Origin of the sequence: Halothece sp. PCC 7418 (genome assembly GCF_000317635.1) — a bacterium.
Classification (GTDB): domain Bacteria; phylum Cyanobacteriota; class Cyanobacteriia; order Cyanobacteriales; family Rubidibacteraceae; genus Halothece.
Map to the genome: position 1 here is coordinate 4,022,797 of NC_019779.1, position 26,125 is coordinate 4,048,921.

At 41.5% G+C, this 26,125-nt stretch carries 23 protein-coding genes; 11 read left to right on the forward strand and 12 right to left on the reverse strand.

Going from position 1 to position 26,125, the window contains the following annotated elements; translation table 11 throughout:
- Positions 1–41 precede the first annotated feature (41 nt).
- Together PCC7418_RS18465 and PCC7418_RS18470 are read left to right on the forward strand one after the other, a co-directional pair.
- Positions 42–293 carry a type II toxin-antitoxin system HicA family toxin gene (locus PCC7418_RS18465; RefSeq protein ID WP_015227704.1) on the forward strand — a complete coding sequence of 84 codons (252 nt, stop codon included), beginning with the start codon at positions 42–44 and terminating at the stop codon, positions 291–293.
- A complete protein-coding gene (locus PCC7418_RS18470; RefSeq protein ID WP_015227705.1) occupies positions 293–508 on the forward strand; it encodes a type II toxin-antitoxin system HicB family antitoxin in 216 nt (71 codons plus the stop codon). The genes PCC7418_RS18465 and PCC7418_RS18470 overlap by 1 nt, the downstream gene beginning before the upstream one ends.
- On the opposite strand, the gene PCC7418_RS18475 is transcribed toward PCC7418_RS18470, so the two are convergent.
- Positions 509–1,357, reverse strand: coding sequence for a glycosyltransferase family 2 protein (locus PCC7418_RS18475; RefSeq protein ID WP_015227706.1), 849 nt, complete (start codon positions 1,355–1,357; stop codon positions 509–511).
- A 33-nt stretch (positions 1,358–1,390) separates the two neighbouring features.
- On the opposite strand from PCC7418_RS18475, the gene PCC7418_RS18480 reads away from it, so the two are divergent.
- Together PCC7418_RS18480 and PCC7418_RS18485 are read left to right on the forward strand one after the other, a co-directional pair.
- On the forward strand, positions 1,391–2,218 hold the full coding sequence (locus tag PCC7418_RS18480) for an ABC transporter permease (protein ID WP_015227707.1): 828 nt from the start codon (positions 1,391–1,393) through the stop codon (positions 2,216–2,218).
- A 73-nt stretch (positions 2,219–2,291) separates the two neighbouring features.
- The gene (locus PCC7418_RS18485) at positions 2,292–3,641 is read left to right on the forward strand and encodes an ABC transporter ATP-binding protein (protein ID WP_015227708.1); all 1,350 of its coding nucleotides are present in this window, start codon (positions 2,292–2,294) and stop codon (positions 3,639–3,641) included.
- Positions 3,642–3,733: 92 nt separating this feature from the next.
- Here the strand turns inward: PCC7418_RS18485 and PCC7418_RS18490 are convergent, their stop codons facing one another.
- Entirely contained in the window at positions 3,734–4,474 is a 741-nt protein-coding gene (locus PCC7418_RS18490; RefSeq protein WP_216086655.1) for a methyltransferase domain-containing protein, read from the reverse strand.
- A gap of 79 nt (positions 4,475–4,553) precedes the next feature.
- A complete protein-coding gene (locus tag PCC7418_RS18495) occupies positions 4,554–7,403 on the reverse strand; it encodes a glycosyltransferase (protein ID WP_015227710.1) in 2,850 nt (949 codons plus the stop codon).
- 223 nt (positions 7,404–7,626) lie between these two features.
- On the opposite strand from PCC7418_RS18495, the gene PCC7418_RS18500 reads away from it, so the two are divergent.
- Complete coding sequence (locus PCC7418_RS18500) at positions 7,627–8,787, forward strand: DegT/DnrJ/EryC1/StrS aminotransferase family protein (RefSeq protein ID WP_015227711.1); 1,161 nt, start codon at positions 7,627–7,629, stop codon at positions 8,785–8,787.
- Here PCC7418_RS18500 and PCC7418_RS18505 read toward each other — a convergent pair.
- From PCC7418_RS18505 to PCC7418_RS18520, 4 genes are all read right to left on the reverse strand, one after another.
- Entirely contained in the window at positions 8,784–10,178 is a 1,395-nt protein-coding gene (locus tag PCC7418_RS18505) for a TldD/PmbA family protein (protein ID WP_015227712.1), read from the reverse strand. The two genes, PCC7418_RS18500 and PCC7418_RS18505, sit on opposite strands and share 4 nt — an antisense overlap.
- Before the next feature lie 132 nt (positions 10,179–10,310).
- Entirely contained in the window at positions 10,311–11,189 is an 879-nt protein-coding gene (gene crtR / locus PCC7418_RS18510; RefSeq protein WP_015227713.1) for a beta-carotene hydroxylase, read from the reverse strand.
- 297 nt (positions 11,190–11,486) lie between these two features.
- On the reverse strand, positions 11,487–12,293 hold the full coding sequence (locus PCC7418_RS18515) for an alpha/beta fold hydrolase (RefSeq protein ID WP_015227714.1): 807 nt from the start codon (positions 12,291–12,293) through the stop codon (positions 11,487–11,489).
- A gap of 13 nt (positions 12,294–12,306) precedes the next feature.
- Positions 12,307–13,029 (reverse strand): 1-acyl-sn-glycerol-3-phosphate acyltransferase, encoded by a 723-nt coding sequence (locus tag PCC7418_RS18520; RefSeq protein ID WP_015227715.1) that lies wholly within the window; start codon positions 13,027–13,029, stop codon positions 12,307–12,309.
- 372 nt (positions 13,030–13,401) lie between these two features.
- Between PCC7418_RS18520 and metG the strand changes: the two genes are divergently transcribed.
- The 4 genes from metG (at position 13,402) to PCC7418_RS18540 (ending at position 17,539) form a co-directional block, all read left to right on the forward strand.
- Positions 13,402–15,006, forward strand: a complete 1,605-nt coding sequence (gene metG / locus PCC7418_RS18525; RefSeq protein ID WP_015227716.1) for a methionine--tRNA ligase — start codon at positions 13,402–13,404, stop codon at positions 15,004–15,006.
- A gap of 107 nt (positions 15,007–15,113) precedes the next feature.
- The gene (locus PCC7418_RS18530) at positions 15,114–15,737 is read left to right on the forward strand and encodes an NYN domain-containing protein (RefSeq protein ID WP_015227717.1); all 624 of its coding nucleotides are present in this window, start codon (positions 15,114–15,116) and stop codon (positions 15,735–15,737) included.
- Positions 15,738–15,788: 51 nt separating this feature from the next.
- Complete coding sequence (gene lptC / locus PCC7418_RS18535) at positions 15,789–16,907, forward strand: LPS export ABC transporter periplasmic protein LptC (protein WP_015227718.1); 1,119 nt, start codon at positions 15,789–15,791, stop codon at positions 16,905–16,907.
- Between the two features lie 239 nt (positions 16,908–17,146).
- Entirely contained in the window at positions 17,147–17,539 is a 393-nt protein-coding gene (locus tag PCC7418_RS18540; RefSeq protein WP_216086656.1) for a DUF5684 domain-containing protein, read from the forward strand.
- Positions 17,540–17,733: 194 nt separating this feature from the next.
- Here the strand turns inward: PCC7418_RS18540 and ispE are convergent, their stop codons facing one another.
- From ispE to crtH, 5 genes are all read right to left on the reverse strand, one after another.
- Positions 17,734–18,678: a 4-(cytidine 5'-diphospho)-2-C-methyl-D-erythritol kinase gene (ispE, locus tag PCC7418_RS18545; RefSeq protein WP_015227720.1), complete on the reverse strand. Its 945-nt coding sequence runs from the start codon at positions 18,676–18,678 to the stop codon at positions 17,734–17,736.
- 358 nt (positions 18,679–19,036) lie between these two features.
- A complete protein-coding gene (locus tag PCC7418_RS18550) occupies positions 19,037–20,668 on the reverse strand; it encodes a YcjF family protein (protein ID WP_015227721.1) in 1,632 nt (543 codons plus the stop codon).
- A gap of 82 nt (positions 20,669–20,750) precedes the next feature.
- Positions 20,751–22,157 carry an MFS transporter gene (locus tag PCC7418_RS18555; protein WP_015227722.1) on the reverse strand — a complete coding sequence of 469 codons (1,407 nt, stop codon included), beginning with the start codon at positions 22,155–22,157 and terminating at the stop codon, positions 20,751–20,753.
- A gap of 510 nt (positions 22,158–22,667) precedes the next feature.
- Complete coding sequence (locus PCC7418_RS18560) at positions 22,668–23,039, reverse strand: carboxymuconolactone decarboxylase family protein (protein WP_015227723.1); 372 nt, start codon at positions 23,037–23,039, stop codon at positions 22,668–22,670.
- 247 nt (positions 23,040–23,286) lie between these two features.
- A complete protein-coding gene (gene crtH, locus PCC7418_RS18565; RefSeq protein ID WP_015227724.1) occupies positions 23,287–24,822 on the reverse strand; it encodes a carotenoid isomerase in 1,536 nt (511 codons plus the stop codon).
- Positions 24,823–25,179: 357 nt separating this feature from the next.
- Between crtH and upp the strand changes: the two genes are divergently transcribed.
- Together upp and PCC7418_RS18575 are read left to right on the forward strand one after the other, a co-directional pair.
- A complete protein-coding gene (gene upp, locus PCC7418_RS18570) occupies positions 25,180–25,833 on the forward strand; it encodes a uracil phosphoribosyltransferase (RefSeq protein WP_015227725.1) in 654 nt (217 codons plus the stop codon).
- 14 nt (positions 25,834–25,847) lie between these two features.
- On the forward strand, positions 25,848–26,123 hold the full coding sequence (locus tag PCC7418_RS18575; RefSeq protein WP_015227726.1) for a hypothetical protein: 276 nt from the start codon (positions 25,848–25,850) through the stop codon (positions 26,121–26,123).
- The last annotated feature ends 2 nt before the right edge of the window (positions 26,124–26,125 follow it).

Below are 26,125 nucleotides of genomic sequence, written 5' to 3' on the forward strand. Positions count from 1 at the left end.
TTACCAAGCGCGATCAATCTTTAAAATAGTAAAATCATTAGATGAACAGGAAACAACGTAAAATTTACGCTGCTATTTTTAGTGAACCGATTCGGCGTAATATTGTGTGGGATGATGTTGTTACCTTAATTAAAGGAATAGGAGGTACAGTTACCCAAGGTGATGGTTCTAGAGTGCGTTTTGATTTAAATAATATTTCCTTAAATATTCATTCACCCCATCCTGAAAAGGAATTAAAAAAATATCAAGTGAAAGTGCTTAGAGAGTTTTTAGAAAAAGCAGGAGTTGATTGATGATTTATAAAGGATATGAAGCAGTTATTGAATATGATGAAGAAGATCAAATTTTAGTAGGACGAGTCATTAATACAAAAGATATTATCGTTTTTGATGGTTTATCAGTTGATGAAATTAAACAGAGTTTCCATCAAGTTATTGATGAGTATTTAGCAGACTGTCAACAATTCAATAAAACGCCTAGTCAGATGACATCAAATCAATTGACTTGATTAAAATCTCTCTTGGAAATAGTGCCATGTCCCTGTTATTTTACCAAGCGCGATCGCGCGTTTAATTGGGAATAAAATCAGACTATATACTAAGATCCGAATTAAACGCAAATAGAAAACGATGGGACTTGTATGTTTTTCTAAGGTGAGTAAGTAACTATAAGTGCTGTGATAAAACTTGCGTCTCAAGTTCTGGTTTGTGATCGCAGAAACTTGATGTGTAATTCGGATTTGATCGGTTACTACAACTAAATGACCTTGCTGTTGATAGCGTTGACAAAAATCGAAATCTTCGTAATAAAGAAAGTAATTGGGATTAAATTGCGGACATTCCTTAAAATGACTGAGATTAATGATCAGACTACAACCACTGACCCAATCTGATAGAGAATAGGCTGTTTTAGAGTTTCTATGCAGTAAGTTTTCTGATACGATTTTTCCTGTTTTGGGGTTAAACCTTCCGCCAGCGAACCAAATTTTATGATCGGTTGAGTAAATGAGCGTCCCTAAAATAGAAATTTCAGGGTAAGTATAAAAGAAAGATTGAGCCTTTGTTATCATTTCAGGCTCAAAAAAAGTATCAGGATTAATTAACCAAACAAGGGCTTGTGGATGCTGATGATAAATCCAAGATAACCCAAGATTGCACGCTCTCCCAAAGCCGATATTTCCCCCCGCATCCATAATGTGAGTGGTTTGTGTTGCTAATGTTATTAAATCTTTTTGGTCAGGGGGAAAGTTATTGACAATCACAACCTTGTTTGCATACTGTGGGAAGGCGGAAAAACTTGCAAGGAGACGCTGAACCAAGTGAGTGGATTGGTAATTAACAATTAAAAAATATAACACTTAAGAAAAATACTAGATATTGTGAAAGAAAGTATGATTAATTTCCAGAAAAAAAATCCTAAGTTTCAAGACTGGAGTTTAAAGTTTGATTTGCTCCGAATGTTAGTCAAGCGAGACTTAGAGGCACGCTATAAAGGATCAGTATTAGGAAATTTGTGGTCAGTTGTCAATCAACTTTCTCAACTCTTAATTTATACTTATGTCTTCTCAGTTGTCTTAAAAGTTAAACTCAGTCTGAAAGGAATCCCCGAAGAAAACAGTCTGATTTTTGGCTTATGGTTATTTGCAGGATTAGTTCCTTGGATTGCATTTACAACTGGATTAACCCAAGCCACAAACTCGGTCGTCGAGCAAACCAATCTGGTGAAAAAAGTCGTGTTTCCCTTAAGTTTGCTCCCTTTGGTTCCTGTGTTTTCAACCTTAATTGAAAGTGCATTTGGCTTAATCATTCTCATTATTTTTGTCGCCTTGAGAATGGGAACATTACATGAAACATTAGCGTTATTACCCTTAATTTGGCTACCTCAGTTATTATTGACTTCAGGACTAGCCTATTTCACTGCTAGTTTAACCGTCTTCTTTCGAGATATTCCCCAAACCTTAGCGGTTGTCTTAAATCTTTGGTTTTATCTCACTCCCATTGTTTATCCCATTGATGTGGTTCCCGAAACTGTGAGAGATTGGGTGTTATGGTTAAATCCGATCGCAGCGATCGCGCAACTGTACCGTGATCTGATTTTAATTGGAGAAATCAATCATGGCGGAGAATGGTTGATGTTAATGGTGATTTCCCTAGTGATTTTCTCAGGAGGATTGTGGGTTTACCAGCGTTTACGGTCTGGGTTTGCTGATGTTTTGTAACTTGGTGTTGTTCCCAAGGGGTAAGAGGCAGCATCTGCTAAAATTCTAAGGATGGTGTGAGTCATGGGTTAGAATGAGTGAGATTGCGGTTTCTCTAAAAAATGTCTCGAAATGTTTTAAGCGTTATGCTCATCCCGCCGATCGGTTGAAAGATTTACTCTTCAAAAATCGTTCCCGAGGAGATGAGTTTTGGGCGTTGAAAGACATTAACTTAGAAATTCCTCGTGGAGAAACGTGGGGCTTAGTGGGACGCAATGGGTCAGGAAAAAGCACCCTCTTACAAATTTTAGTGGGAACTCTCACGCCAACGCACGGTCAGGTCAAAGTATCAGGTCGTGTTTCCGCCTTACTGGAATTGGGAAGTGGTTTCAATCCTGAATTTACAGGACGACAAAATGTTTTTTTTAATGGCAAGATTTTAGGGTTAAGTCGTCAAGAAATTGAAAATAAATTTGATGAAATCGCTGCTTTTGCTGATATTGGCGATTTTATGGATCAACCAGTAAAAACCTATTCCAGTGGGATGTTTGTGCGCTTAGCGTTTGCGGTTGCAACCACTATTGAACCAGATATTTTAGTGGTAGATGAAGCGTTAGCAGTGGGAGATGAAGTCTTTCAACGCAAATGCTTTGCTCGGATTGAAAACATACAAGAACGAGGAGGAACAGTTTTATTTGTTTCTCATGCAGCGAGTTCTATTATCGAACTGTGTAATGCAGCCATTTTACTAGATCAAGGGGAGTTATTGTTGCAGGGAACTCCCAAATTAATTGTTTCTAAATATCATAAGTTGATTTACGCTCCACCTGCTCAACTCAATGAGATTAAACAAAGTATTCGAGATTCTACACAGAGCAATAAAACTGATGGGAAACCGTCAAATCATCGTGAAACGACAGCAATTTCTGAGGAAGTTTCCGAAGACTTTTATGACCCTAACTTAATTCCAAAAAGTACAGTGACATACGTTGATCGGGGAGCGACAATTGAGACGGCGTACTTAAAAAATATAGCGGGACAGCAGGTTAACTTGTTGTGTCTTGGCAAAAAATATACCTATTGTTACACGGTTAAATTTAAAGAACCCGCTTTTGCTGTCCGCTTTGCCATGTTAATTAAAACTAATAGCGGTATTCCTCTTGGAGGAGCAGTTTCTCATTCTCCCACAGACGCGATCGAATTAATTCGACCTGGCACAATAATGCGAGTAGAATTTAATTTTTACTGTTCTCTTTTGCCAGGAACTTATTTCCTTAACTCAGGGGTATTAGGATTAGTTGATGGCTCGGAAACTTTCTTGCACCGCTGTCTTGATATTGCCATGTTTCGGGTTCAACCAGAGCAAGACTTATTAGTAACAGGAACTGTCGATTTTAGTATCGAAACTCAAATCATCTTTTCTCCTCACTTGTTAGAAGTCTAATCTTTATTTGTATAGTCTCCCTTCATAAAAACCATGATTTAAGTAATGTTCTTTGGCGTTGATACCTGCTGCTGCAACATCTGGATTCAACCTCAGATAAGTTTCATCTTCAAAGCCACTGGGAATCGCTGGTTCAGACGATTGCTTGCTAAGAATGACGATAAATTCAAACTGATTATTTTTTGTATCAATTCAATTTCAAAAGGAAAGGATAGATCATTTTGACAGTAAAGCAGCAATTCAAAAAAATCAATTTGTCTCCAAACATGAAAGTGGATGCTGTAATCAATAGACATTAAATATTGCACCCTTGGAGTCACTCGATCTTCAGGAACTTTTTCTCTTAATCTCACCCAGTCTTCAAAGTGAGATTTCATTGACCATTCAGGGCCTTCGGTATAATCTTTAATTAAATGTTCTAAAGAGGTGACAGCGCGATCGCGGTCAAAAGTATAACGCATATCAGGAACAGCCATATAGAGAATACCATGGTGTCGTAAAACTCTCAAATGTTGCTCCATTGCACTGATTGGATTTTGACAATGTTCAATCATGTGATTAGCAATGACAAAATCAACAGAAGCATCTGGGATAGAATTGAGACGTTCACCATCATCAATAATGTCAACTTCCACTAATTTATAGTTCTTTAATTTGGGATATTGCTTTCTTAATTCAGGAACAGACATCCGATCAACATATTTGACTGTGACATGATGTGGAACATTGAGGGGTGAATGTAATGCTCCAATCTCAATCCCATTTCCCAATAAATAAGAGGATGCAATTTGCGCCCGTAATGCTTGTTCTGGTGATGTTTCCGCTTCTTTCACTATTTTTTTGTGAATTGGCAACGGATTAAATAGATTTTTCAATGAATTCATAGTTTGATTTTTCATAGAATAAAAAAATCTAGATCTCGATTGTAAAGTCTTCTCTTTCTCTGGTTAAATTTGGATTATAGCAAGGGTCATGTTCAATGAACTCCTTCCATTTAGATTTCATGTATTTGACCTCTTGGCTAAACCTTGCTTGTTTTTCTGGTGTGTCATCATAACCACGACTTTTAGATTCATAATGATAAAGTCTGACATGAGAGACGCATATATTTTTGTAGCCTTGATTCAGCATCTTAAAGCATAAATCTACATCATTGAAAGCGACAGCTAACTCAGGTTCAAAACCTCCAACTTTTTGAAAAACTTCACGACGACACATTAAACAAGCTGCGGTAACGGCGGAATAGTTATTATTCGTTTTAAGTTGATTAAAATAACCATGAGATTCTCCATGATAATATTTATGACTATGTCCAGCGACACCACCAACGCCTCCGACGACACCAGCGTGTTGTATCGTATTATCTTGATGTAATAATAAAGCTCCAACTGCGCCGATGCTTGGTCTTTGTGCTTGTTCGACCATCGCCTCCAGCCAATCATTATCAATCACTTCCGTATCATTATTCAAGAAAAGCAAATATTTCCCTGTTGTCTGCTCTACTCCATAATTATTAAGTTTAGAAAAATTAAAAGGAATATCTAGGGTTTCATATCTAAACCGATTCGGTTCTCTCATTTTCCACGATTCAAAAATGTTTTTAGTCTGTTGCTCGGTGCTTCCATTATCAATCACTAATACTTCATAATGAGGATAAGTTGTTTTTTCAAAAATAGACTTCAGACAAGTATTCAGAACATTTCCTAAATTTTTGGTTGGGATAATAATACTCACTAAATCAGGGTCTTTGACCTCATACCTGATAATATGATGTCCCCCTTCTACGGGGACAATTTTTCCTTTTTCTTCTCTTCTCTTCAAAGCATCCTCCAGAGCTTTTTTAGCTGCCTCCGTTGCATAATTTTTACTAGATAAATTCTCAGCCGTTGAGTTGGGATGAATCCGCCAATGATATAAAATCTTAGGAAGATGGAAAATCTGATCGGTTTTTTCTGTCAGTCTTAAAACGAGATCATAGTCTTGACTCCCTTCGTAACCTTCTCGAAAACCCCCAATTTCTTGAATGAGTTGATGACGATAAATTCCTAAATGGTTGGTGTACATTCTAGATAAAAAAGAATCGGGACACCAGTCTGGCTTAAAGTATGGATCTTGCAGTTTTCCCTCTTCGTTAATCTTATCTTCATCAGAATAAATCATATCGGCTTCAGGGGTTTGATTGAGGAATTTAACCACTTGATATAAGGCATCAGGAGTTAGCAAATCATCATGATCTAATAAGGCTATATATTCCCCAGTTGCCAACTCTAAAGCGGAATTAGAGGTCTTTGAAATGTGACCATTTTCTGGTCTGAAAATAACTTTTATTCTTGCATCTTGAGCTTGATAGTGATTTAATAAATCTCGAATGTGACGTTGAGTTGAAGCATCATCAGCAATACATAACTCCCAGTGGGGATAAACTTGAGTGAGGACGGTCTCGATTGATTCCTTTAAAAATGCTTCAGGTGTGTTAAAAACAGGCATGATGATACTAATGACAGGTTGATACTTTAAAGAGTTCAACTTTTCAGCCATTGCCATGAGATCGGACTTTTTAGGGTAATGTAGTGCTAACCATTTTTGATAGTTAATATCATCACTCAAAGGAATTTTATAGTCTTGCCTTAACCTTTGAATGGTATCAGGTATGCCATATTTCAGAGATAAGAAAATAACTAACTTTAATTGATTCAAATAGTGGACATAGAGTTGAGATTTGAGCAAGTTTTTGCACTTAAACCAGAGTTTCCGTAATTTCCAAAACTTGCTAGTTTCCATAGCAATTATGGTGGTTTGTGCTTCTTTTAACTGAACTTGATAATGATAGATTTGGGATTGACTCTTCTCTAGTTCAGTTTGAGTCTGTTCTAGTTCAGTTTCAATCTGTTTGAGTTCTCGCTCTTTTTGACGCAGGTTTAACCAGTCTTGAAGCACCCAAGATTGATAATTAGAAAATGGAGAGTTTCTCCCATTGCAATCACTTTTATAATTCGATAAGATATTGGTACAGTTTTGATTTAACTTTTGATAAATTTCTATTGCCTTGGGAAAGTGAGTCTGAATAATTGTGGGGCGATGTTTCCCCAATTTTGAGTTGTTAAATAGAGAGGGATTATAGATTTTAGATAGCTGATTCGGTTGGAGAGGAATGCCAAATTTTTGCTGTATTTCTTCGAGAAAACTTTGATCATTGTGAATGATATGGTCAATATCAGACAAAAGACAGGATTCTGGATTTTGATTACAGAAATCTAAAATAATTTCATTATAAGAGCACCATAAATCAATGGCTAAATTAGGATTTTTAAGAAATGCTCCATCCCCACGACGATATAAAGAATCAATGACTTCCCATGGCGAACGATAAATAAATAAAAACTTCGCATTGGGTAAAAAGGTTTGCCAAAAATTTAGAAAAAGTGTGGTTCTTGGATCTTTCCATCCCCATAAAAATTTGTGCTGTTTTTTTTCAATAATGCTTTGAGCTTGCTCTAAAAACTGTTCTGGCACATCAATCTTTGATTCTGTTGTCCAACCTTGGGTACTAATCCCTTTAGAGGCGAGAACTTCTTCATGAAATTTGACAAAATCTAAATCTTCAAAATGTCCTTTAATATTATCAAATTGACCACTCATTAAATAATCTCCCACATCTAAACCTGATGTGTGCAAAAGAGAGGTCGCTAAAGATGTTCCCGAACGATGCATTCCTGTAATAATCAAGATCTGGGATTGCCGTTTACTATTAGTTTGGCTCATTAATATTTTTGCAGCGTGATTATTGAATTTTGTAATCAGTCAATAATTTACACGATTAAATCTTTTTTGACAACTACTAAGCCATTAATCCTTATTAAGTTGTGTTTTTAGGCTCGGATTTGAGAGGAGATAAAAAAGATTAATAATAGTAAGGTAAAATAAGGATGACTAGAGATGAAAAGTCATTGTAATGAGCACCAATCCATCAGGAACAAAGTACAGAATGAATGACATCATAATTCCCATTTTAGATTTAACCACTCAATATCAAAGCATTCAAACCGAAATTCAAGAAGCAATGAATCGAGTGCTGGAGTCGGGTCGCTTTATTTTAGGGGAAGAAGTGGCTCAATTTGAGCAAGCGGTTGCCAATTATTTAGGCGTTAAACACGCGATCGGTGTTAATTCTGGAACCGATGCCCTAATCATTAGTTTACGCAGTTTAGGAATTGGCAAAGGGGATGAAGTAATTACGACTCCTTTTAGTTTTTTTGCCACAGCAGAAGCGGTTAGTCAAGTGGGCGCAATTCCAATTTTCGTCGATGTAGAAGCAGATACCTTTAATATTAATCCTCGGAAAATTATTCAGAAAATTACTCCGCAAACTCAAGCTATTTTACCAGTTCACTTATACGGAAATCCCGCAGCGATCGCGCAAATTGTAGAAATTGCAAAAACTTATAACTTAAAAATAGTAGAAGACTGCGCTCAATCATTTGGCGCGAAGTATGAAGCCGATTGCGTCACTTGTCAACAAGAATGTTCGGAAACCATGCGTTTGAGTCAACAAGGAAAATTCACAGGTAGCATCGGTGATATGGGAGCGTTTTCCTTTTTTCCCACGAAGAATCTTGGGGCTTATGGTGACGGTGGGTTAATCGCTACCGATGATGACCAACTCGCCGAGTCAGCGCGAATGTTGCGAGTTCATGGAGAACGCAAAAAATATCATAATGAAATGTTTGGATATAATTCCCGTTTAGATGCGCTACAAGCTGCGATTCTCAGGGTGAAATTAAAGTATATTGACCAATGGAATGAACAGCGCAGACGAGTGGCGCAAGAGTATAATGAGCGCTTAAGTGCTGTCGAAAATCTCATTACACCAACCCTCAAAAAAGGTCATGTTTTCCATCAATATACGGTAAGAATTTTAGGAGGAAAACGAGACCAGTTAAGAGATCGTTTGAGGGACGCTGGAATTGCAACCATGATTTATTATCCCGTTTCTCAAGATCAATTACCCGTTTATGAAGGTCGATATGAAAAACTTCCTGTGAGTGAACGGTTAACGCAAGAAGTTCTTAGTCTTCCGATTTGGCCAGAATTGACAACTGCGAACATTGACACCATTACCGAAGTCATTAAAACTGATCTGGCTTAACTTTCGTTTTCGCTGTCTCCACCCACAACAACATCTTTGATCCGCAGACTGGGGCCACCACAGCCGACGGGTAAACCACTTTGTCCACCTTTCCCGCAACCGCCAGATTCATCCCAATAGAAATCATTGCCAATGGCTTCAATATTGGCAAGGGTTTTGAAAACATTCCCAGACAGGGTGACATCGCGGACAGGTTCAGCTAGTTTCCCATCACGAATCATCCAGGCTTCTCCTGCAGAGAAAGTAAACATTTCGCCGTTGGTCATTCCCCCCAGCCAGTTTTTGGCATAGACTCCCAGGGGAATATCTTGAAATAAGTCTTCGACAGGCGTTTCTCCCTGTTCGATCCAAGTGTTGGTCATGCGGACAAGAGGGGGATATTGATAGTCTAAACAACGCGCATTTCCTGTGGGACGTTCCCCTAACTTCCCTGCGGTTTCTCTAGAATGGAGTCGTCCCACTAAAACCCCATCTTGGATCAGTTGGGTGGTTTCAGCAGGCGTTCCCTCATCATCCACTTGGTAACTCCCTCGGTGTCCGGGTGGGGCTGCACCATCAAAAATTTGCAGGTTGCGGGGGCCAAACTGTCGTCCCATGGTCATGACATCTAATAAGTCGGGGTTTTCGTAGGTCATATCCGCTTCCGAGAGATGACCAAAGGCTTCATGGACAAATAAGCCACTGAGAATGGGATCAATGACAACGGTGTAAGTGTCGCCAGTGACGGTGGGAAGGCTGAGAGCGTTAACTGCTCTTTCTGCTGCGGTGATGACTTGCTGGTCTAAGTTGAGTAAATCTTGCCATCCACGACGCGATCCTGTGGTTTCTCGCCCTGTTTGCACCATTTCTCCTTCTCGCGCGATCGCGCTGAATCTGGCTTCTAAATCCGCCCAACTTTGTTCGACTAACGTCCCTTCAGAAGTTGCAATCGTGACACGCTGAGTAATATCGCTATAACTGACACTGGTTGTCGTAATCCGCGCATCATAACCCTGCAAAAGCTGATTGTAATGCTCACACAGGGCTTTTTTATCAGCTAAGGGAATCTCTCGCGGGTCACCTGCGGGTAACGGTAGCCTGTAAACCCCTTCTATAGTCGGGACAGGAGCTAATGTCGTCTTTTGAGTTCCCACTAATCTTGCTGCTGCGATCGCGTCTTCTAGGCGATCTTTTAGGGTGCTGAGGCGATTAAAACTAGCAAACCCCCAACCGCCTTTATAGCAAACTCGCACTTGTCCGCCAACTGCAACTTCTTCACTGAGAGTTTCAATTTTGTTTCCTCGCAGGAGAAGATCAGTGCTGTCGGATTCTTCGAGGCGAATCAGAATAAAATCAGCGCGATCGCGATAGGTTTGAATTAAATCAGATAACAGAGAGCGATAATTAGTCATTAGTCATTAGTCATTAGTCATTCGTTCTTTGATTCATTATTAAACTCAGCGTCATTATAAAACAACTCAAAATTGCCCAATGGCGATCGCGCTGAACCCAAAAGCTAATCCTGATTCGTCACTGGTCACTGATCACTGCTTATGAAAGCGAATCCCCAGAAAGATATCGTAAATAAAGCCCAAGAAATCTTTCTTCCCTGCTAACAATCCTAACGACTGGTAAGCGCCCTTGTGATCTAACAGAGGCTTCATCTGATAATAAGCGGGTTGATACTTATACCAAGGAATCGAGGGCCAAAGATGATGCACTAAATGATAATTTTGCCCACAAATCAGTAAATTCAAAATTTTACTAGGATAGACTCTTGCATTTTTCCAACGATCGCGCTCTTGAAAGGGGCGATGAGGAAGATAATCAAAAAATAAGCCCAGTGTCCAACCGACTACTAACGCAGCAGAAAACCAATAATTCACCAGATATTCAAAAAAACCATATTGAAAGGATAAATAAACAATAAACCCAACAATCGAACGACTGACAAACCACTCTAGCAGTTCGTAGTTTTTCCACAAGCGACGCTTAAAAAAGAATACTTCATGATAGAAAAACCTTGCGGGAATCAAGAATAGGGGACCCCCCGTCGAAACAAAATGATCAGGATCGTTTTTGGGATCATTGACATGAGCGTGGTGTTGTAAATGAACACGGGTAAACACAGGAAACACAAACCCCAACATCAAAGCTGTACCATGCCCTAAAATTGTATTAATGACAAGATTGCGATGTCCCGCCCGATGAGACGCATCATGTATTACTGTCCCTGCTAAGTGTAAACAGAGAACATTCACGGGAAAACAAAACCAACCGGGCCAACTCCACAGCCAGTAACCGCAATGAGATAGAATAAATAAACTCCACGCCGTGAGGAACATCCAGACATTAACATTCCATCCGCCATCGGGATCAATATAATCTTTTGGGACTCGTAGTGAGGGTTGCACCTGCACCATTTTTCCTGATTCTCCTTTTAATTTTCTTAATTTAGCTATAGCAGTTTTCACGCTTCTTGAGGTACATTCTAAATTTTTGTTCTTTGTTCTTCGTTATTTGTTCTTTGTTATTTGTTGGTTGTTAATCAATGAACCACGAACTATGTAGGGCGTAGCCCGCGCGAAGCACCACGAACCATGAACCATGAACCATGAACCATGAACCATGAACATCCATCGACTCGCTTTGTACCTCAACAGACTAAGAAAGGCTATATTAATTTTTATTAAACTAATCTCATTTTCGCAAAAAAATAGCTAAGAAGCAGCAAAAAGTTGTTCACGGGCTCGTTCTTCTAAAAAATCTGCTTCTTGGAGAATATCACATAACCGATTGTCTGTTTCTAATAAACAAGTATGTCCGCTATCGGGTAAAACGACCACTTGCGACTGAGGAAAATGCTCGGCTAGTTGTTCCGCTTCTTCTACAGAGGGTAAAATTCGATCTGAAGCTGCTGCGAGTAATAAAACAGGGGCTAGAGTTTGTTGAAGGCTTTGGGGATCCACTGCAAACTCATCTAACAGCGATAATCGCCAGCGCACCGTTTGCGGGGGGACAGATTTCATCGCATTGAGAAGCGCACGCCGATCGCGCGGGGCAATCCGTCCCATGGCCGCTAAAAAGGGTAAAATCAGGACAGTGGAGGAGCGATAAATCGGTTCGGGCATAAACCCTGTTCCCACTGCTCCCCAAGCCAAATAAGGGCGTTGACGAAACGAAGAAGCAGGGTTCACTAAAATCACGCGATGAAATAACTCTGGGGCTTTCTCTAACACTTTCAACGCCAAGCAACCGCCAAACGATTCCCCACACAAATACGTTGTTTTCTCTGGTTTTTGCCTCTGTTCTTTCGTGATTAAATCAAGGACTGAGTTTGTCAACTCGTCCCAGTCGCTAAAATTCGATTGGGGAATCGCAAGAGAACGGAGATCGAAACATTGATCTAAGGTATCCGTTTGGGTGTGTAAGAGTTCCCCTGTTCCATCCATACCTGGTAAAAAGACAAACAGTGGAGAGTGAGGATGAAAGGGTTTTGGGGTTAAAAAATAGGGGTGATGGCTCATAATCAGTCTTAACTTAACAACATCCAATTTGTAATAACTGTTTAATTTCGCTTTGACAATAGCGGGTAATCTCGACAATACCTTTCTTGGTTTGTTTCCCTTGATATTGAGCTTGGCGTTGCGGGGTGATCCAATAAGGACGACCCACGAGGAGATTCGCCCGTTTGTAAATGACCATTGGATGTAAAGTCCACTGATCAAACAGTGCTTCGGAAGGGTCAAACCAATGTAATATTTTAAGGGGGACAGTTGCGCTCACTTCTTCTTCTTGAGACGCGATCGCGACAGGCAAAACCGCTAAATTAGAAATATTTGCCCGTAATAGGAGATGAGCAAACCCTGGTTGAAATCTGCACATTTCAGTGGGAGTCGTTAAGTTCACCATTGGTTCTGCGCCCTCTGGAAACACCGCTAACCAATTGTTGGCACTTAAAAAGTCTTTCCCTTGACGAACAAACGTCGTCCCTCGTTCCGACTGTGTGGCTAAGGGGAAACAACCTAATGATTCTACCACCTGCCGTAACAGTGGCACTTCTCCCATATAGTGATGACAAGCCGTGCGTAAAGGGTGTCCCAATCCCACCATCAGCATCATGGGATCCATAAAACTGCGATGGTTGCTCACCACCACGACCGCAGCATCCCGAGGAATGCGGTTTTCAAAATAAACAAAAACTTGTGTTCCCAAGGCTTGTAGTAATCCCTGAGAGAGAGTAAGCGGTCGATTAGAAACCATGACCTTCCTTGGAATAAGCAACCATAACTTAATAAATCTTAACGTTTCGTTTCCATTTTAGCGAATTCTTTAATTATTTTTACAAGTTTTTGAGATTGACGCGATCTCTAACATCTCTTAAGGTAGAGCTATTAATTCACCTTTTTCGCTATAATTTCATTTGATTTGATTATTAAATCAAATAATCATAAGACAAAGTTATAAACTTGATAAGTGGGATCAATATTGGAAATCAAGAAATAAAAAAATTCTGAAATCCGAGTTAAAATCTCACCAAGAACTCTCAAAAAAACACCTTTAATAAGTTCAAATTTCACTTAATACTGACTTAATTATCCAACGGAGTGAATGATAAACAAATAATTTAATTTTATGACAGAACAAAAATCAAATAATACCTTTTCTTTAACCACCCCCCTGTACTACGTTAATGACGTTCCGCATATCGGTAGTGCTTATACCACTATGGCTGCGGACGCGATCGCGCGGTTTCAACGCCTACAAGGAAAAGAAGTCTTATTCATTACAGGCACAGATGAACACGGGCAAAAAATCCAACGTACCGCCGAAGAAAAAGGACTCTCTCCTCAAGAACAATGCGATAAAGTTGCAGCCAGTTTCGACAACTTGTGGCAGAAACTAAACATCCAATATGACCGCTTTAGTCGTACCACAGCCGAACGACATGAAGCGATTGTCAAGGAATTTTTCCAACGGGTTTGGGAGAATGATGATATTTATCTCGCCCAAAAACAAGGATGGTACTGCGTTTCTTGTGAAGAGTTTAAAGAAGAAAGAGAACTGGTTAACGACGGATATTGTCCCATTCACATCAACAAAAAAGCCGAATGGCGGGATGAAGAAAACTATTTTTTCCGTCTTTCCAAATACCAAAGCAAACTGGAAAGTCTCTATGAAAATCATCCCGACTTCATTCAGCCCAGCAGCCGTCGTAAGGAAGTCCTGAACTTTGTCAAACAAGGATTGCAAGACTTTTCCATTTCTCGGGTTAATCTCGATTGGGGAATTGAAGTCCCCCCCGATCCCAAACACACCATTTATGTTTGGTTTGATGCTTTGCTGGGGTATGTTACCGCCCTTGTTGATCCCGAACAAGATCCCACATTAGAAAACGCCCTGTCTCGGTGGTGGCCCATGAATCTCCATCTCATCGGAAAAGATATCTTGCGCTTCCATGCGGTTTATTGGCCCGCGATGTTGATGTCTGCGGGAGTAACACCGCCGAAAAAAGTGTTTGGACATGGCTTTTTAACCAAAGACGGACAGAAAATGGGCAAAAGTCTCGGTAATACCCTTGATCCGATCGCGCTGCTCGATCGCTATGGCGCAGATGCCGTTCGTTATTATTTTCTCCGAGAAATTGAATTTGGACAAGATGGAGACTTCAACGAAACTCGGTTTGTCAATGTTTTAAATGCTGATCTCGCCAATGATTTCGGAAACTTACTCAATCGGACGCTGAAAATGGCGAAGAAATATTGCGGAAATCAAGTCCCCAATGTCAAAGCAAAAGACATCCCCGCCGATAATCCCTTAAAAGCCATTGGAGTTGATCTTAATGATCGCGTCACCGAGGCTTATCATAACCTCAGTTTTAGCCAAGCCTGCAAAGCAATCATCAATTTAGTCAGCACCAGCAACAAATACATTGATGAACAAGCCCCCTGGAGTTTGTATAAACAAGGGGAACAAACCCAAGTGGAAATAGTCCTGTATAGTATTCTCGAATCCATTCGTTTAAGCGCGTATCTCCTCTCTCCCATTACACCAACGCTGAGTACCGAAATTTATCAGCAACTGGGATTTACCATCGACTTTAATCAACCGTCTTGTTTTAATCAAGAAACATTTTTTAAAACTCATCAATCTTGGGGAATATTGCCCCCACTGCAAGCCCTTGGGGAAGCTAAGCCCGTATTTTTACGGTTAGAACTTCCTGAAGAAAATCCGTTATAAACTCAAATCTCCTTACTATTTTGGGTAAGGTAGATGTAAATCACCTTTTTTATAAATCCGCTTTTTTCATAAATCAGCTTAATTCAATAAAAAATGAGGATAAAAAAATGCTGGAAAACTTTGATCACGATCCGGTTTTCACACCGAAGCAGATATTAGAGAATCGTGGTCGGGTTGCGATTTTTATTGATGGATCTAACTTATTTTATGCAGCTTTACAGCTAGGCATAGAAATAGATTACACAAAATTATTATCTTGCCTGACCTCTGGTTCTCGTTTATTACGTTCCTTTTTTTATACGGGTGTGGATAGCACCAATGAAAAACAACAGGGCTTTTTACTCTGGATGCGTCGCAATGGTTATCGCGTGATTGCCAAAGATTTAGTTCAACTTCCAGACGGGTCTAAAAAAGCCAATTTAGATGTGGAAATTGCCGTTGATATGATGTCTTTAGTGGGCGCGTATGACACAGCAATTTTAGTCAGTGGTGATGGCGATTTAGCCTATGCGGTTGATGCGGTAAGCTATCGGGGGGCAAGAGTAGAAGTGGTTAGTTTACGGTCGATGACCAGTGATACGCTAATTAACGTTGCTGACCGCTATATCGACTTGGATCAAATTCAAGAAGATATCCAAAAAGACCCAAAGTCTCATGGTCCTAACTCTTCTCATCCCCCTTATCGCCCGTTACCCACTCTCATTTTTGATGAAGACACTTCTGGTGCATAACAGTTTACTCACCCTGATTTCTCTCCCGTTTTTGTTGCGAAAAACAACAGCTTGGGTTTTAATCGGGGTGTTTTTTTTAATCTGTCTGCTTGTCGGAATAATCAGCAAGTCACGGATTCCGAATCCGATGCAACCACAGAAGAAGAAACCATTGAAGAACGATTGATTTTAGAAAATGCCACGTTAAATCAAGTTGATTCCGATGGAAATACCCTCTGGAAACTAGAGGTGAAACGGGTGGTTTATCGTCAAGATAATCAAAATGCAGAACTCGAAGAAGTGACAGGGGAATTGTATGAAGAGGGAGAGGTTTTCCTGAAAATACAAGCCAAGCAAGGGAAAATTATTGATGATGGGACGCGGATTAGTTTACAAGGGGAGGTAGTTGCGACTGATCCCCGCAATGGGACAACCTTAAATACAGAAAAAGTGGAATGGTCGCCAGAAGATCGCTTATTAACGATTCCCCAACCGTTAAACGGTCAGCATCCCCGCTTTAATGTCACTGCTGATGAGGGGAAATATTACACCAATCGAGAGGAATTAGCTTTAATTGGCAATGTGGAAGGGCTTTCTGATGATCCCCCGTTGCAAGTGCAAGGGGAACAAGTCAACTGGTTGATTCCTCAAGAAATCGTCAAGAGTGAACAGCCTTTACAAGTGGATCGTTATGATCCCGAAACGGAAACCATCAGCGATCGCGTGACTGCTAACTCAGGGGAGGTGAAGTTAGGGGAAAAAATGGTTCTTCTTGAAGATAATGTGGAATTTAAGTCCAGCGATCCCCCTCTGCAAGCTGCGAGTAATAGCATTACTTGGAATGTAGAAAATAAAGTGATTCGCAGTAGCCAACCGATGCAAGTGGTACAAACTGAAGATCAAATCACGCTGACGGGTAATCAAGGAGAAATTAACCTAGACAGTGAAATTGCTCAATTTGAAGGCGGGGTAAAAGGAGTTAGTGAATCGAATCAAGCCACCCTTTTTGCCAACCGCCTCAGCTGGAATCTTCCCACCCAAGAAATGGAAGCAGAAGGGAATGTTATTTATCAACAAAGTGACCCCCCTCTAACCACGAAAGGAGAACAAGCAAGCGGGATTTTGAGTGAAGAAAATATTGTGGTTCAAGGGGATCAAGAACAAAGAGTGACCACAGAAATTGTCCCTTAAGATTAACTGCAATCTCTATTGTCTATGAATTCTTGACGCTTTCTTTCTGAGTTCAATGGTAGTAATAAGTTTTGTAAAGTTAAAGGTAATTGAAGAGGCGATCACTAATCCAATCCGATCAAGAGATCGCCTTTAATTAGGACAATAATAGTTTCCTTGATTATTTAGTTATTAATGGTGAAAACGTAACGAAAAATTGCTATAGAAACACGGTCGTCCTGATCTGAAATACGATTGCCATGTCGTTACTTAAAATGGATTCTGGATCTCATTTTTGTGAGGAGTTAAATGACATGGATGACCTGATTGCCCTATTACAGTTAATTGTTCAACTAATTATTTTCATTGTCGCCATCGCTGGGAATTGGATGGTTTTTGTCAAAGCGGGGCGACCCGGTTGGGCAATTCTCATCCCTTTTTATAATGTTTATGTCACCTTAAAAATTGCTGGTAGGCCTGGCTGGTGGCTAATTTTACTCTTTATCCCGATCGTCAATCTGATCTTTATCGTGATTCCGTTTGATATTGCTGGGAAGTTTGGAAAAGGAGTGGGATATGGTCTCGGACTCTTATTCTTACCCTTTATTTTTTATCCCGTTTTAGGCTTTGGTCAGGCCAGTTATCGTGGCTAGATTAGGGGTTGCTGAATCCAGCTGAAACCTTTACCGAATCAGGTTTTAAGGCTCTTGATTCTTGGAAAAGGTGCAAGAGAATTGAACGATCCCTTTTCCGCAGATCACAAAGCACAACCAACTAAGAACGGCTTGATGATTCTCCTGCGCGATCGCGAAATCGCTGCGCTGTTTTGCCCAAAACCCAATACCCGTCAATTGACTTGTATCCCATGACTACTTAATTCTGTAGTCCAAAAATCAATGGTGGAATCATTCAGTTTTGACTTCACGGCTTCGACAATCTCTTCTGTTGCTGCTGTGGCTGGACAGAGTGCAAAGACTGTGGGGCCACTCCCAGACATCATCGCCCCAAGAACGTCATTTTCTTCCTGAAAGGCGGTTTTTAAGGCTTCCACTTGGGGATAAGCAGGGAAAACGACTTTTTCTAAATCGTTATAGAGGAGTTGTCCAATTTTCGGATAATCTTGTTCCGCGATCGCGCTGACTAAGTTCGCAGAATGGGCTTGTTTTCGTCCCGCTTCGACCTCCTCTGGCTGCTGAACATAACTTTCTTCAAACTGTTGACGATAGGTTTGATACGCCCAAGCGGTAGAAACATATAAGTTGCGATGTTTGGCGAGAATGAGCTTTGCCTCTTGTAAATCGTCTAAAGCACTAATTTCTTCCCCGCGCCCTAAAGCCAGTGCAGTTCCGCCTTCTAAGCAAAAGGGAATATCTGATCCCAGTTTACTGGCTAAGGTCTGTAATTCAGGTTGGGTTAAGCCTAACTTCCATAATAAATTAAGGCCCACCAGAACTGCTGCTGCATCTGTTGATCCCCCAGCTAACCCCGCAGCAACAGGAATATTTTTTTCAATGCTAATGTCAACTCCCCCATACCGGGCGTAGGTTTGGGGATACTCTTGGCACATCAACTGTGCTGCTTTGTAAGCAATATTATCAGAGCCGAGAGGAACGTCTGGGTGTTCACAATGGAGATGAATGGCTTGAGTGCTACCCGCGTAAAGATGAATGCGATCTTCTAAGCCGATTCCCTGTAAAATCATGACCAGTTCGTGATAACCATCCGCGCGATCGCCGATAATTTCCAGATGAAGATTAATTTTTGCTGGTGCAGTCAGTGTGTAGTGGCGCATGATCTGTCAATTCAAATCGCGTGGATTCCAATCGAAACCACTCAATGGATTAAAATCACAAATCGAGTGTTAGAAAGGAGTCTCCCGAAGCCGGAGCGAAGGTGAGGATGACACGTTCAAAGATGTCATACAGACCTTGGCTAAACGAAAGTCTAGCTGTATCTCTACTTTTTTTAATAAGCCTGACGGGTTTTTCACCATCTTTGGGCTTGTTCTATTCTAGCAGACACAGAGGACTAAAGTCCTCCCTTGTCATTCATGAGGGGCTGTCGTCGGAACGAGGGTGACGATGCTTGTAAGCCCCGTCCATCGGTTTGAAACCGATGGCTTTCTGACTGAATCGTTGTAAGGTTTGATCTTACCATTTCTCTAAGTTGCGCTGTGGCGGTTGCTGCCAGTCATCTCCATAAGAAGGATCAGCAGAATTAGAAGACGTACTGAGATCGTGATCTTCATATTCAGATTCATTTTCCTCTTCTTCCGCCATTAACGGTTGTACTACTTTTTCGATTGCTTCTCCTAAAAAGGATTTGACAAACTCATCTCGGCGATTCAATTGGAATTGACGTTTGACCACTTCCGTCATTCCCCCATCTCCCCAATCTTGGTCTTGACGGAAATATTCAATAAAACTTTTCCCTGCAATGCGGGTTAAATACGCTGCACTGACTCCTTGGATCGCTTTCCCGACCACATAAGCTGCAACAGTCATTTGTAAGGCGGTGGAAACCATTTGCACCACCCCTTTCACCACTCCTAAACTGACCAGTGTTCTCCCCAGAGAAAGGGCGAGTTCGCGACCGCGATCGTAGTTAATGTCACACCCATAAATTTTCCCAATTTCCACCACCATTTGGGCGTTCACCGCAGCAGTTCCCAACATATCCACCACGGGTAAGGGCGTAACCGCAATCACACCCGCTCCCACCCATTGATAGCGTTCAATCACTTTATCCGCTTGACGACGGCGTTGTTGATCGATGAGGCGACGGGCTTCTTCTCCCAGACGTTGCGATTGCAGAAGGATATTATCAGCAATCAGATCAGCCCCTTCCGCACGGAGTACCGCAGCAAGACGTTTGATTAAGGGCATAATATCTGGTTCTGGCTGTACGGTGTCGCCATGGTCAGTGTGAAAGGGAGTGGGGTTAGCAGCAACTCGAATGACATCATGAGGAGAAATATAGTCTTGAGTGCGCGATCGCAGCTTGTCTAAAATAATTTCTTGATCTTCTTCCGTATAAAGATCGGTTTTATTAAAAATCAGCAGCGATCGTTTGCCAATTTCCGCTAAAACCGACAAGGGATCATACTCAGACTGACGCAAATCATTATCGACCACAAACAGCAACAAATCCGCTTCGGTTGCCAGTTCTCGGGCTAACTGTTCTCGTTCCGTTCCCATCACCCCGGCTTCGAGAATGCCTGGGGTATCTGTGACTAAAATCTGCTGTTCAATGCCTGATAATTGCAAGCTGTAGTTTTCTCCTGCTTGAGTGGTTCCCATGGGCGCACTGACTTCTCCCACGACACGACCCATGAGGGCGTTCACCAATGAGGTTTTTCCCGCAGAGACAGTTCCAAAAACCACTACTTGAAACGCTTGACGATCAAAATTGGCTGCTAAGGCTTCGGATTTTTCTAAAAGGGCTTGCTGTGCCACTTCATCTTGAATTTGTTGCACTTGTTGGCGCACAGCTTGTAAGTTCGCTTGGGCAGCTTCGTTTTTTTCTGCGGGGGCTTTGACACGAGGGCGCGGTTTTTTCTTCTTTTTCCCTTGTAAATTAAATCCACCCTGAATGTAGTAAATAACACCGCCAATCAGAAGCGTAATCACTGCCATTAAAATTAGCAGTAATAAGTTAGCAAGAATCGGCGCGGTAAAAGCAATTTGGATATACAGTTGGTAAATTGCACTCACCAACCAGATCATCAGTGCCAAGACGACACTGATACTTAAAATTAAAAGGAGGAGACGGGGTGAGGGCATGATTGCAAAATAAAGTTAACCATTATATTTTTCATTCTCCACATCAAGGAGACTTTTGGCATATCGACCCCGCCACCAGCAATTAACTTGCCTTTTCTTCTGCTGCTAGTTGAGGTTTCGTTGTTTTGCCAACGGTTTGTTGTTCTTGGCTTGCATCTCTCACCCACTGCACTAACACAGCAGCCAGCACCATAGAAACGCCACCCACGACTAAGGCAAAAATTCGGTTATTTCCTAAAAGATTTTCCATGACCCAGCCTAAACCAAGGGCTGCAATAATTTGAGGAATAACAATAAAAGCGTTAAAGATTCCCATATAGATGCCCGTGTCTTTCATGGGTAGAACATCCGATAGCATCGAATAGGGCATGGTTAAAGCACTTGCCCAGGCTAAACCAAAACACGCCATGGGGAGTAAGAGTAAATATTGATTATCCACAAACAAGAGAGACACTAAACCGAGTCCCCCACAAAGGAGGCTAAAGGAATGGGTGGCTTTACGGCTGGTTGCTGCTGCAATGCGGGCGAGAAACAGAGAGTAGATAAAACAGACGACGTTATATAAAGCAATACACAGTCCTGCCCATTCAATGCCTTCTGTATAAAGGGGAGAACTTTCCTTGGTCGCGCCAAAAATTTCGTGTCCCACTGCTGGCGGGAAGTAGAGAAAGACACAGAAAATGCCTAACCAAGTAAAAAATTGCACCCAAGCCAATTGTTTCATGATATTGGGCATGGTGCGCACTTTTTCATAAATGCCTTTCATGAGCCCGATCGCGCCACCCGTGTTATTTTGGCGTTGTTGCAGCTTGTCTAAATCTTGAGGGGGATACTCTTTGGTGGTGAAAACCGTCCACAACACTGTCCCTAAAAACACCGCAGCCCCCACATAGTAGGACACTTTCACAGTCAGGGGAATCTCTCCAGCTGGGGTGGTGATTTGATTAAAGTTAAACCAATGATTGAGAATCCACGGACAGACAGAAGCCACAACCGCCCCTAAGCCAATGAAAAACGCTTGCATCCCAAATCCTAAGGTGCGCTGGTCTTTGGGCACTAAATCGGAAACAAACGCTCGAAACGGCTCCATACTGATGTTAACGGAGGTATCGAGCATCCATAACGCCCCTGCTGCCATCCAGAGACTGGAGGAGTTAGGCATTAAAATGAGCGCGATCGAGCTCAGAATTGCGCCAAATAAAAAATAGGGTCGTCGCCGTCCCAATCTTGTCCAAGTGCGGTCACTCATATAACCGATAATCGGTTGGGCAATCAGTCCACTCATGGGCGCTGCTAGCCATAAAATTGGGATTTGTTCGGGATTTGCTCCTAAATATTCATAAATGGCGCTGGTATTTGCCATTTGCAACGTCCAACCAAATTGAATTCCGAAGAACCCGAAACTCATATTCCACAGTTGGACAAATCCTAAAGGGACTTTCTTAAATCGTTTTTGCAAGTTCTTAAATTTTTGAGCGTTTTGTCTCATAGACGATTAATTGATACCGTGCAGAAAATCAGCGCGATCGTCAGAAGACAGATGCTGCGCCTCATCGAGCACAAATTCACCATATACAATGAGTTTAACCACTCCTACAATACAGATTCAGTAACAGAAGATTCCTCCCTCCTAAACCGTAAACTTCCCCTCAAATCAGAAATTTCTATCCTAAGGCATAACTCATTCCAGTTTCAGCACGGTAAGCAATAACCTGATCCTAGGAGAAGATCACGCCCTCTCAGAAAAAACTAAGGTTATCTTTAGTTCTGACACTTCAAGATTGGACATCACTTAACATTAACTGAAAAAGCAACGCAGTCATAGCGTACTTGGTGAAAGTACGGTGGTGTCCCACAAAGCCTTGAGGAAATTCCCCAAAGGTCGTAGGGTGGGCATTGCCCACCCTACACGGATATTAACTCGAAATCTGAGATCAGTAGAGACAGAAATGAAATCAGGAGTGATTATTTTTTTTGGGGAGATGAATGACAAGTCTCGCTAGTTGTTTGGCTCAAAATCCTCGATTGCTCTCATGACATGAGTCATATACATCATCGCCGGTCCTCCTCCCATCAAAACCGCAACACTGACTGCTTCCATAATCTCATCTTTAGATGCTCCCGCATTCAGTGCATCATGGGTATGGAAAGCAATACAGTCATCACATCGGATAGCAACTGCAATCGCTAAAGCGATCAGTTCTTTGTTTTTTTCATCTAACTGATTCGGAGTTGAAGCCTCTTTATGCAAGCTGGAAAAGGCTTTTGCAACCTCAGGTTGTGCGTTGGAAAATTGACCAATATACTGTTTAATTTGAGTCAACTGTTCTCGATAGGATTTTGCTTCGGCTTCAGACTGATTTACCGTCATTGCTAACCTCCAACAAACTCGTTCAGATGTTTAAGTAAGTTGATTGATCAAATGACTGATTTCGCCCCCGAAACTATCCGTTTTTTAGATCACAAACTGAACGTAATAATTGAGATAGAAATTGAGTTTCTGGGCTATACTTTCTCAGTTTCAATTGATACCAACTAGTTTTAGGTTAACTCAGCTTGATGAAAAGAAAATACCCCATGAAATTAAAATTAACTGATGCTTAATTCATGTTATTGGGTTACATTCCCAAATCCACCCCAACGCGATGGGCACAAGCAAACCCCGAAAAAGCAACGGCGTTTAAGCCTTGTCCTGGAAAGGTGCTATCCCCCACACAATATAAGCCAGGGATCACCGTTTGATTAAAAGGCATTCCTAATAAACCCATTAGTTTTTTCTGCGGAATGGGGCCATAAGTGCCATCCTCGCGTCCTAAAAACCGCCGATGGGTGCGAGGGCTTCCTACTTCTTGATAGTCGAGCGCTGCTTCTAAACCAGGGAAAATTTTTTCGAGACGTTTAATAATTCTCGCTGCAGCTTGTTCTTTTTTCTCGTGATAATCTTGCGGGGATAAACCTTGCCAATCTTCAATCCAAGCGGGAGTAAAGGTATGAAAAATATGGCAATTGGGAGGAGCTAAACTCGGATCTAATAAAGTGGGAATAGACAGAAAAATTGTCCTTTCTGGCTCTTCCATTTGCTCCCAGTTTTCTAATAAGATATGATGACAGTCTGTTCCTTCGGGAACTACTCCTGCTTTTACTCCTAAATGGAGGCTTAAAAAGCTCGGTGATTTTTGATAACGCTGCTGCCATTTTTGTTCTTTTTTAGGCAAGGTTTGCTGCGGTAATAGTTTCTCAAAGGTATCCCAACGAGTTGCATTAGAAATAATTCGTTGTCCACGATATTCTGTCCCATCTGCTAAGCGCACTCCTACCGCTTTATTGTTCTCTAAAATAATCTCTTTGACGCGGGCTTTATATTGAATCGTTCCGCCCTTTTTCTCGAATCCTTCAACTAATTTTTGCGCAATTTGTCCCACGCCTCCTTTCGGATAATTAATCCCCCCATAATGCCGATCAGAAAAGACCATTCCTGCATTAATCATAGGAGTTTTTGCGGCAGGAACAACCGACCAACAATAACATTCTATATCAATAAACTTCAGCAAAGTGGGATCGCTAATGTAGCGTCTGGCGATATCCCCAACATTTTGTGGTAAATATTTCACTAATCCTAAGCAAGCAAAAGGATGCTGGAAAAAAACTCGGGTTAAATAACGCGGTTCTTCTAGGGATAATAATTCCATCGCGTTGAGACAATTAAAAACCCGCCAACATTCATCATAAAATTGACGAATTCCTTCTGCTTCGTGGGGAAATTTCGCAATCAGTTCTTGAATAAATTGTTCGTAGTCGCGATGAACTCGAATTTCTAAATCATTGGGAAGATGGTAATCAATTTGTACGGGATCTGGAATCGTTTCCAGAGAGGTATCCACAGCTTCTAAGGCGCGGGTTAAAAGATTAGTTGTTCCTTGCGTTCCTAACCCGAAAATCATCGAAGCACCAACATCAAACCGATAGCCTTGACGTTCAAAATATCCAGCACTTCCTCCAGGAATAATATATCGTTCTAAAACGAGGACATTTGCCCCTTTTGCTGCAAGTTGGGTTGCGGTTACTAAGCCACCAATTCCAGATCCAATGACGATCGCGTCGTACACTCTTACCTCTGTAGCAGTTGGGGCAGGATTACCAGAAACAGTAGTCATTACCTAATCTTTTGTTCTCTAGTGTTCGATGTCTTTTCTAGTTTAATCCTTCAGCAGCGATTTCAGAGAAAAGAGATGGGGTTGAACAAAACCCCACCTTAGCTTCTTAACGAGAGGAGAACACTGGTCTTAACTATACCCTTATTGAAATAAATTGTCAACACTATTTAAAATAATTTGCAATTAAGGAGAAAGAGACCAGATTGACAATTGACTGGGAATCATCAAGAATGGATGGTTGGCTATTGGTTACTTATCCTCAGGAATCAAACACGCGAATCTCGCCAGTCGCAAGGGGAAAGTCGGTGTTGAGTGACCAATTGTTGATTGTTAATTGTCCATTGTTCATAACTAAAAATGAGTTCTCAACTGCGCATTTATGTTCCCGATCATCCTTTAATTAAACACTGGTTAGCGATCGCGCGAGATCAAAATACGCCCAATGCCCTCTTCAAAACAGCGATGACAGAATTAGGGCGTTGGTTAACCTATGAAGCCTGTCGTCACTGGCTCGTAACGGCGGAAACCCAAGTCGAAACCCCTCTCGCCCCATGTCCAGGAACCATGATTAATCCCCAAGTTCCCATTGCGGTTGTCCCGATTTTACGGGCTGGACTAGCTTTAATGGAAGGGGCGCAAACTTTACTGCCTCTGTCTTCGGTGTATCATTTAGGGTTAGTGCGCAATGAAGAAACCTTAGAAGCCAGTTGCTATTTGAATAAGTTACCAGAGAAAATAGACCCAGAAACCCGCGTTTTGATCCTAGAGCCGATGTTAGCAACAGGCGGATCGATTATGCTGGCGTTAGAGGAGTTAACCCATCGAGGGGTAAATCCAGAATTATTGCGCATTGTTTCTGTTGTGGGCGCACCGCCGGCTCTCAAACAAATTGGTGAAAATTATCCGCAATTAAGAATTTATACGGCTTGTGTGGATGAAGACCTCAACGATCGCGGTTATATTGTCCCTGGACTGGGAGATGCTGGCGATCGCGCATTTGGAACGAATTAAGGAAAGGAAAGATTATGAGTGAACGAGATGGATTTGGGAGTGGCTTTTTAATCGGAACCCTCGTGGGAGGAGTGATTGGCGGTGCGATCGGCGCGATCGCGGCTTCCCGTCAACAACAATCGGAGTCGGATCTCAGTAGCGATCAAACCTCGCGCCTTGAAAACGATGAAAGTATGGAATCCGCACGTCGCAGCTTAGAGGATAAAATCAGTCAACTGAACCTCGCCATTGATGATGTGCGAGAACAGTTGGGAGGAGTCAAACCTGAAGAAGAGAAAACCAACTCATAAAT